Origin of the sequence: Microbacterium sp. EST19A (genome assembly GCF_019969685.1) — a bacterium.
In the GTDB taxonomy this organism is placed as follows: domain Bacteria; phylum Actinomycetota; class Actinomycetes; order Actinomycetales; family Microbacteriaceae; genus Microbacterium.
In genome coordinates, this window is the sequence record NZ_JAHXYZ010000002.1 from 927,574 (window position 1) to 939,687 (window position 12,114).

Genomic DNA, 12,114 nt, shown 5'->3' on the forward strand with positions numbered 1-12,114 from the left:
AGAACTAGATCTTCTCGATCGGCGCGACCTTGATGAGGAGCTTCTTCTGCCCCGCGGTGTCGAAGCGCACGTGCGCGATGCGCTTCGCACCCTCGCCGGTCACCGCATCGACGCGCCCTTCGCCGAAGTCGACGTGCCGGATGCGATCGCCGGCCGTGAGCTCGAGATCGCCGTTGTCGCGCATCTTGGCCGTGACGCGGTTCGGGAACTTGTCCATCGCGGTCGACAGCGGCTTGAGCGACTCCCTGCCGGGCAGCGCCTTGACGGCGAAGCGGTCGCCGGACCCGGAGCCCGAGCCGCCGAACCCGCCGCCGCGACGCGCGTTCAGTGCCCGCGACTGCATGCCGCCGCGCGAGTTGACGTCGCCCGGCGACTGCCGCCAGTCGATGAGTGCGGCGGGGATCTCCTGCAGGAATCGGCTGGGCATGGCCACCGTGACCTCGCCGAACTGCGCCCTGGTCATCGCGAGCGACAGGTGGAGCCGCTTGCGGGCACGGGTGATGCCGACGTAGAACAGCCGACGCTCCTCCTGCGGGCCACCGGGCTCTCCCGCCGAGATGCGGTGCGGGATGAGGTCTTCCTCGACACCCGTGACGAACACGGCGTCGTACTCCAGACCCTTCGCCGTGTGCATCGTCATCAGCGAGACCGTGCCGGACTCGTCGTCGAGGTCGTCGGCATCCGACACGAGCGCGACCTCGGTGAGGAAGTCGACGATCGTGCCTTCGGGGTTGTTGCGCGCGAAATCGCGGGCGACGGCGACGAACTCGTCGAGGTTCTCGACGCGCGCCTCGTCCTGCGGGTCGCGGCTCGCGCGGAGCGAGTCGAGGTAGCCGCTCTTGGACAGCAGCAGGCTCAGGCCGTCGGCGACCGTGGTGGGCGGGGGAAGCTCGCCGGACGCCGGGAGCATGATCGCCGTCGCCTCGGCCAGCACAGCGTCGAGGTGCGCGATCGCGCCTTGGATCTTCGGGCCGAAGCCGAGCTGCGCCGAGTTCGCCAGGGCGTCGCGGAAGCTGATGTCGTGCTCTTCCGCGAAGCGCGCGATCGCGGTCTCGGTGACGTCGCCGATGCCGCGGCGCGGCTTGTTGAGGATGCGGCGCACCGACATCTCGTCGGCCGGGTTCGCGACCGCCACGAGATACGCCAGCGCGTCTTTGATCTCGGCGCGCTCGTAGAACTTCGTGCCGCCCATGATCTTGTACGGCACGGCCGAGCGGATGAAGATCTCCTCCAGCGCACGGGACTGCGAGTTGGTGCGGTAGAACACGGCCATCTCGGAGTACGGCATGCCCGCCCGGCGCAGCACCTCGATCTCGTCGGCCACGAACTGCGCCTCGTCGTGCTGCGAGTAGCCGGTGAAGCCGATGATGGCGTCGCCGTCGCCCTTGTCGCTCCAGAGCTTCTTGTCTTTACGGTCGAAGTTGTTGCCGATGACGGCGTTCGCGGCGGACAGGATGTTCTGCGTCGACCGATAGTTCTGCTCGAGCAACACCACCCGTGCACCCGGGAAGTCGCGCTCGAACTCGCTGATGTTGCGGATGTCGGCACCGCGGAAGGCGTAGATCGACTGATCGGAGTCGCCGACCACGGTGAGCGACGCTCCCGCTTCGTCCGATCCCGCGGTGGGCTCGGGCTCGAAGATCATCATGCCGTTCGAGGCATACGGGTCTGCGCCCGCACCGGACACCGGTCGGGTGAGCTCGTGGATCAGCGCGTACTGGGCATGGTTCGTGTCCTGGTACTCGTCGACGAGGATGTGCCGGAATCGGCGACGGTACGTGTCGGCGACCTGCGGGAAGGCCCGGAACAGGTACACGGTCTGCCCGATGAGGTCGTCGAAGTCGAAGGCATTCGCCTTCCGCAGCTGGCGCTGGTAGTCGGCGAAGAGCTCGACGAATTTGCGCTCCACCGGGTCGCTCATGTTGGCCTGGCGCGCGTAGGACTCGGCATCGGACAGCTCGTTCTTGAGCTTCGAGATGCGCCCCATCACCGAGGCCGGGGTGAGTCCGTAGGCGTCGGCCTCGTGCTCTTTCACCAACCGCTTGAGGAGCGCGCGGGTGTCACCCGAGTCGTAGATCGTGAACGACTTCGTGAAGCCGAACTGCTCGGCCTCCCGACGCAGGATGCGCACGCACGCGGAGTGGAAGGTCGAGATCCACATGCCGCGGGCCGCGTCGCCGATGAGGGCTCCGACGCGCTCGCGCATCTCGCCGGCGGCCTTGTTGGTGAAGGTGATCGCGAGGATCTGGCTCGGCCAGGCCTCGCGCCCGCGCAACAGCGAGGCGATGCGACGGGTGAGCACGCTCGTCTTGCCCGATCCGGCGCCCGCGACGATGAGCAGCGCGGGTCCGCGATAGGTGACGGCGGCGAGCTGCTGCGGGTTGAGTCCGGCGAGGAGATCGTCTTGCTCCTCGGCCCCTGGGGAGCGAGGACCGACGGTTCCGGGAACGATGAGAGGGGCTTCGGTCATGGCCTTATGAGTCTAGGCGGCGCCTCCGACACAAGGTGCCGGGTACCTTCGAATCGCGCACCTGGTCGACTTTCGGTCCGGAAAGCGACCAGGTGCGCGATTCGAAGAGGGGTGGGGCCGCCCTCAGGCCGTGCGCCGACGGCGCCCCACGGCGATGGCTCCTGCTGCCAGGAGCATCAGCGCCAGTGCGATCGCCGCGACGGGCAGGTCGGCCCCGGTGGCCGCGAGGCCGCCGGCGCTCGCCGTCACCCGGATGTCCGCCCAGCCGAGCAGCGTGCCGTCGGCGGCGTACACCGCGATCCGGTGGGCGCCGAGTGCGGCGTCGGTGGGGATCGTGACGGTGATGGCGCCCGATGCCGTGAGCGTGCCCGTCGCGAGGCGCACCGGGTCGGAGTACATCCAGACCGTGGCATCCGCTCCGGAGTGCTCCTCCCCGACCGTGACCGTGACCTCCTGCCCGCGAGCCGCGACGGCGGGGTCGACCGTCGCACCACCGCGGTTGTCGTCGGTCAGGCCGGTGCCGGGCAGCGGCGGGGTCTCACCGCCGGGGTTCTCCCCACCCGGGTTCTCGCCGTCGACGCCCGGCAGCGTGCCGGTGCGCAGCGCCTCCGAGGCGAAGCCGTCGGCGAACCACCACACCGGACGCTGTCCGTCGACCGACAGCGAGGCCGGCGCGGTGGCGAAGCCCTCGTTGTTGATGTCGGGCATGCCGGCCGGACGCGCGTAGTGCACGATGCCCGGCGTCGCGGTGCCGTTCAGCGTGATCTCGGCCGAGCGCCCCTGGCATCCGTCGTCGCAGACCGCCCAGAGCGTGTTCCGCACGGTGTCGTAGTCCAGCGCCATGACGCCGGCGAGACCCGGAGCGATCTCCGACACGAGCGTCGCGGTGCCGTCGGACGCCAGCGAGAAGGCGTAGACGTGTCCGTTGTCCTCGACGGCGACGAAGAACAGCCCGTCGCCGTGACCGGAGTAGTCCGTCGGGTCGTACGCCGCGCCGGTGTTGTCGTCGAAGAGCTTCCCCGCGAGCGCCGAGTCCGGCACCCACTGGACGGCTTCCATGCCGAGGTTCGCACCCACAGCAGGGAGCAGGGCCGTCAGGTCCCACTCCTGCTCGGCGACGAGGTCGCCGACCGCGGAATCCGGGTCCACCTTCAGCACGACGTTCTGGTTCACGCCCTTCGCGCTGTTGTCGCGCTCGGAGGCGACGTAGACGCTGCCCGCGCCGTCGACCGTGATGCCCTCGGTGTCGGGGCCCGCGGCACCCGGGTTCGCGGCATCCTTCTGGAACCGCACCCGCTTGCCCTCGTCCCAGCCGTCGGCCTTCTGGACGGAACCATCCGCGTGCGCCTCGAGCTTCCAGATGCGTCCCTCGCCGTTGTCGACGGCCCAGAGGAACGCGCCGTCCGCGGTCTCCTGCACGTCGAGGCCCGAGCTGTCCTCGAGGAACGTCGGGATGCCGTCGAGCACGCGCACGTCGGCGGAGCCCGGCCACGGCGACACGGTCACCTCGCCGGCGCAGACGTTCGCGGCGCCCTTCGTGGATCCGGCCGTGACCGCGAAGACGCCGGTGGCGTCGGGGCAGCGGCCCCACGTCGTCGCGGCGTGTCCTTCGCCCCACGTGGTCTCGTCGATCAGCAGCTCGCCGTCGAACAGTCGCACGGAGTCGCCGCCGCCGAGGCCGAAGCCCAGCGGTTCGCGCTCGATGACGAGGTATCCGCCGGCGTCGATCGTCGTGCCGGCCGGAATCGTGTAGGCGTGCGTGTCGTCGTCGTCCTTCACGACGATGCCCGACACGTCGAGAGCGGCGGTCGTCGGGTTCACGAGCTCGATCCAGTCGTCCGGCGATCCGCCGTTGGACTCGACCTCGTTGATGCGCACCGGGTTTCCGCAGGCATTGCGCAGGCCCTTGGTCGAGACGGCGAGATCGGCGAACTCACCCGTGCCGTCGGCGCAGCGCGCCCAGACACCGTCGGCGTGGGCGGGGTACACGTGCTCGTCGACGGTGTTGCCGCTCGCATCGCGGATCGTCACGGTGTCGCCGTTGCCCAGCCCGAAGATGAAGTTCGCGGGCTGGTCGAACACGAAGAACGCGCCGGGGGCGAGGGTTGTGCCGGTCGGAAGCGGCGTGGTCTCGGCACCGTGGCCGTTGGGGTCGTTGTCCATCACGGTCCAGCCGGAGAGATCGACCGCCGTGGTGCCGGTGTTGACGACCTCGACCCAGTCCGTGGTGTCGCCGTTCGACTCGATCTCGTTGATGACCACGTCGGGGATCACGCACGAGTTCGCGGCGCCGGGGGTCGGGTGGGCGAGCAGGAACGCGCCCTCGCCGTCGGGGCAGCGCGCCAGGGTGGCGGCCGCGAAGTCGCCGTCGATCGCGGCGTGCCCGTTCCACGGAAGGGTGTCGTCGATCATCGTCCCGACGGTGTCGTACAGCCGGATGCGGTCCGCGCTGCCGATCCCGATCGGGTCGCGGAACGCCGTCTCGACTCCGTCGACGAGTCCGATCGTGCCCTCCTCGACGACGAGGAACGCGCCCGCGTCGATCGACGTGCCCGGCAGGAACTGCCAGCGATGGTCGTCGGAGTTGTCGCGGATCTCGTAGCCCGAGATGTCGAGGGCGGCGTCACCGGGGTTGTGGAACTCGACCCAGTCGGCGGGCTGCGAGTCGACCTCGTTGATGACGATGGCGCCGGAGACGGGTGCGACGCTGCAGTCGTTCGCCGCTCTCGGCGTCGCCGCCGTCGCGGGAGCCCAGTCTCCCGTCCCGTCGGGGCAGCGCGACCAGTCCGACAGCGGCGCGGTGTTCGCGTAGGCGTAGGCGTCGATCTCCGTGCCGGCCGGGTCGAAGAGCACGACCTCGTCGCCCTTGCCGAGCCCGAAGGCGAAGTCGACGTCCTTCACGAGCACGAGGAACTCGCCGGGCGCCAGCGCAGTGCCCTCCGGCGCATACCCGAACGTGTCGCGCTTCTCGTCGGAGATGTACCAGCCGTCCAGGTCGACCGACTCGGTACCGGCGTTGTAGAGCTCGACCTGATCGGCGAGACCGGTGACCGCGTCGTCGTACACGATCTCGTTCAGGACCAGGCCCGTGGCGGCGGGTGCGCCCAGAGCCTCCTCAGCGGGACGGATGCCGGGATCGGCGCCGACGGCGGCGACCGGGGTGGCGAGCAGAGCGGCGGCGCTGAGTGCGCACACGGCCGTGACCGCCGCTGCGTGGTGCAGGCGGGGCATGGAAACTCCTGGGTAGGGGTTCAGACGGGTAGGCCTCCAGACCAGCGAGTCCGCGTGGACGCCGGACGACTCGCGAATGCACGGAAGGTGAACGCCGGGTGGCCGTTCATCTCCGCATGACACAATCGGCGGATGCGCACGATCCTCAACATCATCTGGGTCATCCTGGCCGGATGGGCCCTCTTCCTCGGGTACATGCTGGCCGGCATCCTGCTGTGCATCCCGATCATCACGATCCCCTGGGCGATCGCCTCGTTCCGCATCGCGCGCTATGCGATCTGGCCGTTCGGCCGTGAGGTCGTCAGCAAGCCCACCTCGGGCGTCGGCTCGTTCCTCGGCAACGTGCTCTGGGTGATCCTCGCCGGCTGGTGGCTCGCGATCGGGCACATCATCTCGGGCATCGCGCTGTGCATCACGATCATCGGCATCCCGATGGGTATCGCCGACTTCAAGATGGTCCCGGTCTCGCTGATGCCGCTCGGCAAGGAGATCGTCTCGACCCGCAAGGGCGCGTTCGACCGCACCCTCTGACGCCGGCGCCGCGAGGTCAGCTGCGGAAGAAGCTCACCCCGAGGTCGGGGTGGTCGACGAAGACGCCGTCGACGCCGGTGCGGGCGATCACGCCCCATTCCGACTCGTAATCGCCGAAGGCGCCCTTGCCACCCGGACCACGGAACTCGGCCGCGAGGAACGCGTTCTCGGGACGGCACGTCCATGTGAAGACCTTCAGGCCTCGCTCATGCGCATCGGGGACGATCGTGTTCCCGCGGGCGAGCAGCATCTTCTTGTTGACGCTGATGCCGTCGACCTTGCCGACCAGCTCGTCGAGACCGTGCGGCGTGACCGTCGCCTTGTAGGTGAGCGCCTGCTTGCCCTGGGCGACCAGCAGGTCGTAGGGGCGACCGGCCGCCTCGATCAGGTACACGTAGGACGCGGAGATCCCGCGCTCGCGCAGCTGGCCGAGCACGGTCGACTCGAAGCACTCGATGATCAGCGGCAGCTCGCCCTCCGCCCAGCCGGCATCGCGCAGCTCCCGGTCGATGAGCGGCGCGAGATCGAGGCCGATGCTCGCGAAGTACGTGGCGTGCTTGACCTCGAGCACCACGCCGATCTCGCGGCCGTGCTCGACGGATCCGTCGCGCACGATGTCGAGCACGTCGCGCAGCCGGAGGATGCCCTGGGCGTCGTCGAAGCTCGCACTGGAGGCGCGCACCTCGGGCAGCCGCTCGCGGCCGCGAAGAGTCGAGAGCTCCGCCCAGGTGAAGTCCTCGGTGAACCAGCCGGTCAGCGCCTGCCCGTCGACGCGCTTGGTCGTCTTGCGGTCGGCGAACTCCGGATGCTGCGCCACATCGGTCGTGCCGGAGATCTCGTTCTCGTGTCGGACGATGAGCACGCCGTCCTTGGTCGCGACCACGTCGGGCTCCACCGCATCGACCCCCATCGCGAGGGCCAGCTCGTACGACGAGCGGCTGTGTTCCGGACGGTAGCCGGGCGCACCGCGATGCCCGATGACGAGGGGTGATTTCCTGGGCACGCTCTCAGCGTAGAACACCCCGCTGCCCGGCCCGCGCGAGTATCGTAGAGGAAAGCGACCTACGACCCCCTTTTGGAGTGAGGCCCACCAATGAGCAACTTCGCCTTCAACAACCCGGCGTTCAAGCAGCAGGATCCGCGCAATGTCGCGACCTACCCGGGCGGACCGCAGGCCGCTCAGGGTGCGCAGAACGCCTCCCTTCAGCATGGCGCGATGGACGTCGCCGCCAACGCACAGCTCGAGGGGATGTACGCGGCTCCGCCCGCCGGCGCCATCGAGACCGACCGGATGTCCGTCGAGGACACCGTCTGGAAGACCGCCGGTCTCTTCGCCATCCTTCTCGTCACCGCGGCCGTCGGCTGGGTCTGGACGCTCGGCGGCGTCGCCGCTCCGGTGCGCGACCCGTACAGCGACTTCGCGCCGAACATGCTGCCGTGGATCGTCGGGGCCCTCGGCGGCTTCGTGCTCGCCATGGTCATCATGTTCACCTCGCGCAAGACGGTGCGCCCGGCCCTGATCTTCGTCTACGCCGCCTTCGAGGGTCTGTTCGTCGGTGGCATCTCGGCGTTCTTCGAGGTGCTGTTCCCCGGCGTGGTTCTGCAGGCCACTCTCGCAACTGTTGCCGTTGTCGGCGTGACGCTCGCCCTCTTCGCGAGCGGCAAGATCCGCGCCTCGAAGAAGGCCACCAAGGTCTTCATGATCGCGATGGTCGGCTACCTCGTCTTCTCGCTGCTGAACCTCGTCCTCATGTGGACCAACGTCCTCCCCGAGGGCCAGGCGTTCGGCCTGCTCAGCGCCCGCCCGATCCTCGGCATCCCGCTCGGCCTGATCATCGGCGTCCTCGTCGTCATCATGGCCGCGTACTCGCTGGTGCTCGACTTCGACCAGATCCAGCAGGGCGTCCGCAACGGCGCTCCCCGCAAGTTCGGCTGGATGGGTGCCTTCGGCATCATGGTCACGGTCGTCTGGCTCTACGTCGAGATCCTGCGCATCATCGCGATCGTGCGCAGCAACTGATCACGAGCGCCCGCTGATCTCAGCACGCGTCGAGAGGCCCGTCTCCTTCCGGAGGCGGGCCTCTTGCCATATCCGGGGCAGCCTGCGCAAGGGGATGCAGGAAATTCTCAACTCGTGGATAGTGGATTCACGAACTCCCGGCACCCCGGGAGTCCTACACAGCAAGTAAGGAGCAGACCATGAGTTTCCTCGGATTCCTTCTTCTCGGCCTGATCGCCGGCGCCATCGCCAAGCTCATCCTCCCTGGCAAGCAGGGTGGAGGCTGGTTCATCACACTCCTGCTCGGTGTGGTGGGAGCGCTTCTCGGCGGCTGGCTCGGATCGTTGATCCTGAACCGTCCGCTCACCGAGTTCTGGGACCTGGGCACGTGGCTTCTCGCCATCGCCGGGTCGATCATCGTCCTGCTGATCTACGGCCTGATCGCGGGTCGTGGCAGCAAGGTGCGCGACTGACACACCTCCGTCTCTGAGGGAAAGCAGTCCCCAGAGAGGCCCGTCCTCTTCGGCAGCGAAAGCGAGCCGAAGAGGGCGGGTCACTGCTTTGGGCCGTGCGCCTTGCGCTCCAGGATCGCCCGCTCGCGATCGTTTCCGGCGAGGTTCGCGGCGACGGCGAACTCACTGCGTGCCTCACCGTCGCGTCCGAGCCGCAGCAGCAGCTCGCCGCGCGTCGCGGGCAGCAGATGGTAACCCCGCAGCGCGCCGGACGACGACAGCTGGTCGATGATGCGCAACGCCGATGCCGGCCCGGTGGCCATCGCGACGGCGGCCGCACGGTTCAGCTCGACCACCGGTGAGGGCGCGATCCGCCCGAGCGCTTCGTAGAGCAGCACGATGCGATCCCAGTCGGTGTCGTCGATGGATGCCGCGACCGCATGGCACTCCGCGATGGCGGCCTGCAGGCTGTAGGCGCCCCGACCTCGACCGATGGCATCCGCCGCGGCCAGAGCCGCACGTCCTCGCGTGATGCGGCTGCGATCCCAGCGGAGCCGGTCCTGATCGGCGAGCAGCACCGGTTCGCCCTCCGCGTCGACGCGGGCGGGGAATCGTGCCGCCGTGAGCTCCATGAGGGCGAGCAGTCCGTGCGCCTCGGGCTCCCGCGGCATCAGAGCCACGAGAACCCTGCCCAGACGGATGGCCTCGTCGCTGAGCTCCGGGCGCATCCACTCCGGTCCGCTGCTCGCGGCGTGCGCCTCGTTGAAGATGAGGTACAGCACGCCGAGGATCGCTCCGAGTCGCTGGGCGTGCTCCTCCCGCGGCGGCAGCTCGAAGGGCGCATGCGCGGCGGCGAGCGTCTTCTTCGCCCGCACGATCCGCTGCTGCACGGTCGCCGTCGGCACGAGGAACGCCCGCGCGATCTCCTCGCTCGACAGTCCGGCGACGACCCGCAGCGTGAGCGCGACCTGGGCCTCCTGCGAGAGCACCGGGTGGCACGCGATGAAGATCAGCCGCAGCACGTCGTCGTCGACGGCATCCGGGTTCCACAGCATGTCATCCGCTTCCGCCTGCTCCCTCTCCAGGTCGTGTCCGAGAGACGCGATGCGGTCGTCGAGCCGGTCGCGGCGGCGCCAGCCGTCGATGGCCTTGCGCTTGGCGACCGCGGTGAGCCAGGCTCCCGCGTTGCGGGGCACGCCGTCGGTCGGCCACTGCCGCAGCGCATCCAGGAGCGCCTCCTGCGCGAGGTCCTCCGCGAGACCGAAGTCGCCGACGATGCGTGTCAGCGCGCCGACGATGCGGGCGGACTCGATGCGCCAGACCGCGGCGACGGCGCGTTCCGCGGAGCCCTGATCGGGAGCGGAACGCGCCGTGTCGCTGCGTGAGGAATCGTCCATCACTGCTGTGCGCGCTGAGCCTGCTCCTCGCGCCAGCCCTCTTCCTTCTGGATCCACTCGTTGTCGGCAGGGAAGTCCTCGACGCCGGTCACCCGACGCACCTCGAGGAAGTTCCCCGCGGTGAGGGGCGCACGGCTCGCCCACTCGGCAGCCTCCTCGCGGCTGGAGACCTCGATGATCCAGAAGCCGTTGAACAGCTCCTTGGTCTCTCCGTAGGGGCCGTCGGTGATGAGCGGCGTCTCGGCGCTGAAGTCGACCACGAAGCCCTCAGCGGCGTCGGTGAGGCCCTCGCCGGCAGCCAGCACGCCGGCCTTGATCATGGACTCGTTGTACTTTCCCATCGCCTCGATGACCTGCTCGAAGGGCATCTCCTTGTAGGCGTCCACAGCTTCGTCGGTCGCGCGCATGATGAGCATGTACTTCATGATGTTCTCCTTGTTCGAGGGGCCGTCTCTCGACCCTCTCATTACAGACGTCGAACGGGAATGACCCGGATCGACATCATCGGGAACTTTTTCTGGATTTCTTTTTCGAGGGCGTTCCGGTCGCCCTTTCGGCCGCCTCTCGCGCACCGAGGCGGCAGGAACTGCGACCGGAACGGCGGCCGGCGACAGGAACTGCGACCGGGTGCCGGAACGGAAGGATCAGCGGCGCGGCGGACGCGAGACGACGTCGGCGATCACCGCGGTGAGGGCGGCGAGCGAACGCTCGGGGCTCCAGGCCGCGGCGATCGAAGGCGCCTCGGCGCTCAGTCGCGTGCGCAGCTCCTCATCCGTCAGCACCCGGTGCAGGGCATCGCCCAGCGCGTCGATGTCGCCTGCGGGCACCAGGACTCCCCCGCCCTGCTGCAGCACGTCTCGGATGCCGTAGCGCACGTCGTACGAGATGACAGGCGCACCGTGCAGCATCGCCTCGACCACTCCGAGCGGCTGGCCCTCGAAGGCCGTGGAGGTCACCACGAGCGACGCACGATCGAGCACGCGGCCAGGGTCGTCAGTGTAGCCCGCGAGCTCGACCCGGTCTTCCGCGTCGAGCTCGTCGATCAGAGCCTGCAGACGCTCCTGCTCCGGGCCGCCGCCCCAGATCTCCATCCGCGAGCCCGGCACGTCTGCGCGCAGGAACGCACGGATCGCATGGTCGACGCGCTTGCCGGGAGCGAGCCGTCCGAGCACCACGACGAGGCCGGGCTCGCGCAGGTCGTCTCGCGAGTCGACCGGCGCGATCGGGTTGGGGACGACGGCGTGCGACGCGGACGAGCCGAACCGGGCGATCACATCGTCACGCTGCGTGGTGGTCGGCCAGACGACCGCGTCGAAGCGGTCGGCCAGCCGGAACCATCGGGTCCACAGCGCATTCGTCGGAGCATCGGGCCCGTACGGCGCCTCGAGGTGGATCGTGTGGATGGTGTGGACGACGCGCACGCGCGGATCGGACCAGTCCGCGATGAGCTCGCCGATCTGCCGCGACTCGCAGATCACGACGATCGTGCGATCGCCGAAGGATGCCGTCACATGCTCGAGCCAGGCGCGATACAGGCCGCGAAAACCGCGCACACCGCCGACGACCTCACCCGAGGCATCGTGCACCAGGACGGGTTCGTCAGTCAGATGCCAGTCGGGGTTCCCCGGGATCACGGGCAGCGACGCGAAGGAGCGACCGGACGCATCATCGAGCACGCGGTACTCGATGTCGGGGTCGGCTGTCGCCGCAGCATCCGCCACCGCGAGGAGCCACTCCGCCGCTCCCCCGCCGGGCGCGACGGCCTCGTCGAAGAGGTTGCGCATCTGCGACGGGTCGGTCAGCACACCCTGTGCGGCGAACGTCGCCCGGTGCTCCGCATGCGCCGCGACCGTGCCCGGATCGAACGTGAGCAGCTGCGGGCCGGCGCCGTCGGCGACACCGGCACCGGCGAGCTGCCGGGCGCGCGCGAGCGTCGCGATCGTGTACCCGCCGTCGAGGCCGGGGATCAGGCGGCTGGACAGCACGAGGTACTCGGCGACCGGGAGTCCGGCCGCCGCGTCCGGGGACAAGGCG

General features: G+C 69.1%; 9 protein-coding genes. 3 read left to right on the forward strand and 6 right to left on the reverse strand.

All coding sequences use genetic code 11. The annotated features are described in order from the left end of the window. Positions 1 to 4: 4 nt before the first annotated feature. Positions 5 to 2,470 carry an ATP-dependent helicase gene (locus LC452_RS14420; RefSeq protein ID WP_223626489.1) on the reverse strand — a complete coding sequence of 822 codons (2,466 nt, stop codon included), beginning with the start codon at positions 2,468 to 2,470 and terminating at the stop codon, positions 5 to 7. A 123-nt stretch (positions 2,471 to 2,593) separates the two neighbouring features. Further along, complete coding sequence (locus tag LC452_RS14425; RefSeq protein WP_223626491.1) at positions 2,594 to 5,701, reverse strand: lamin tail domain-containing protein; 3,108 nt, start codon at positions 5,699 to 5,701, stop codon at positions 2,594 to 2,596. A gap of 132 nt (positions 5,702 to 5,833) precedes the next feature. Here LC452_RS14425 and LC452_RS14430 point away from each other — a divergent pair, with 132 nt between their 5' ends. Beyond that, positions 5,834 to 6,232 (forward strand): YccF domain-containing protein, encoded by a 399-nt coding sequence (locus LC452_RS14430; RefSeq protein WP_223626492.1) that lies wholly within the window; start codon positions 5,834 to 5,836, stop codon positions 6,230 to 6,232. 16 nt (positions 6,233 to 6,248) lie between these two features. On the opposite strand, the gene LC452_RS14435 is transcribed toward LC452_RS14430, so the two are convergent. Then, the gene (locus LC452_RS14435; protein ID WP_223626494.1) at positions 6,249 to 7,235 is read right to left on the reverse strand and encodes a glycerophosphodiester phosphodiesterase family protein; all 987 of its coding nucleotides are present in this window, start codon (positions 7,233 to 7,235) and stop codon (positions 6,249 to 6,251) included. A gap of 90 nt (positions 7,236 to 7,325) precedes the next feature. Between LC452_RS14435 and LC452_RS14440 the strand changes: the two genes are divergently transcribed. Continuing rightward, positions 7,326 to 8,252: a Bax inhibitor-1/YccA family protein gene (locus LC452_RS14440; protein ID WP_223626496.1), complete on the forward strand. Its 927-nt coding sequence runs from the start codon at positions 7,326 to 7,328 to the stop codon at positions 8,250 to 8,252. Between the two features lie 179 nt (positions 8,253 to 8,431). Beyond that, a complete protein-coding gene (locus LC452_RS14445; RefSeq protein WP_223626498.1) occupies positions 8,432 to 8,704 on the forward strand; it encodes a GlsB/YeaQ/YmgE family stress response membrane protein in 273 nt (90 codons plus the stop codon). 80 nt (positions 8,705 to 8,784) lie between these two features. Here the strand turns inward: LC452_RS14445 and LC452_RS14450 are convergent, their stop codons facing one another. The 3 genes from LC452_RS14450 to LC452_RS14460 all read right to left on the reverse strand — a co-directional run bounded on the left by LC452_RS14450 (position 8,785) and on the right by LC452_RS14460 (position 12,110). Further along, positions 8,785 to 10,080, reverse strand: coding sequence for an RNA polymerase sigma factor (locus LC452_RS14450; RefSeq protein WP_223626500.1), 1,296 nt, complete (start codon positions 10,078 to 10,080; stop codon positions 8,785 to 8,787). Further along, entirely contained in the window at positions 10,080 to 10,505 is a 426-nt protein-coding gene (locus LC452_RS14455) for a YciI family protein (RefSeq protein WP_136055445.1), read from the reverse strand. The genes LC452_RS14450 and LC452_RS14455 overlap by 1 nt, the downstream gene beginning before the upstream one ends. Before the next feature lie 219 nt (positions 10,506 to 10,724). Beyond that, positions 10,725 to 12,110, reverse strand: a complete 1,386-nt coding sequence (locus LC452_RS14460) for a glycosyltransferase (protein WP_223626501.1) — start codon at positions 12,108 to 12,110, stop codon at positions 10,725 to 10,727. Positions 12,111 to 12,114: the final 4 nt, after the last annotated feature.

Bases quoted from the DNA above. Each gene is read 5' to 3' on its own strand.
- LC452_RS14430 (WP_223626492.1), top strand. From the start codon at position 5,834: ATGCGCACGATCCTCAACATCATCTGGGTCATCCTGGCCGGATGGGCC.
- LC452_RS14425 (WP_223626491.1), bottom strand. From the start codon at position 5,701: ATGCCCCGCCTGCACCACGCAGCGGCGGTCACGGCCGTGTGCGCACTC.
- LC452_RS14455 (WP_136055445.1), bottom strand. From the start codon at position 10,505: ATGAAGTACATGCTCATCATGCGCGCGACCGACGAAGCTGTGGACGCC.
- LC452_RS14420 (WP_223626489.1), bottom strand. From the start codon at position 2,470: ATGACCGAAGCCCCTCTCATCGTTCCCGGAACCGTCGGTCCTCGCTCC.
- LC452_RS14445 (WP_223626498.1), top strand. From the start codon at position 8,432: ATGAGTTTCCTCGGATTCCTTCTTCTCGGCCTGATCGCCGGCGCCATC.
- LC452_RS14440 (WP_223626496.1), top strand. From the start codon at position 7,326: ATGAGCAACTTCGCCTTCAACAACCCGGCGTTCAAGCAGCAGGATCCG.
- LC452_RS14450 (WP_223626500.1), bottom strand. From the start codon at position 10,080: ATGGACGATTCCTCACGCAGCGACACGGCGCGTTCCGCTCCCGATCAG.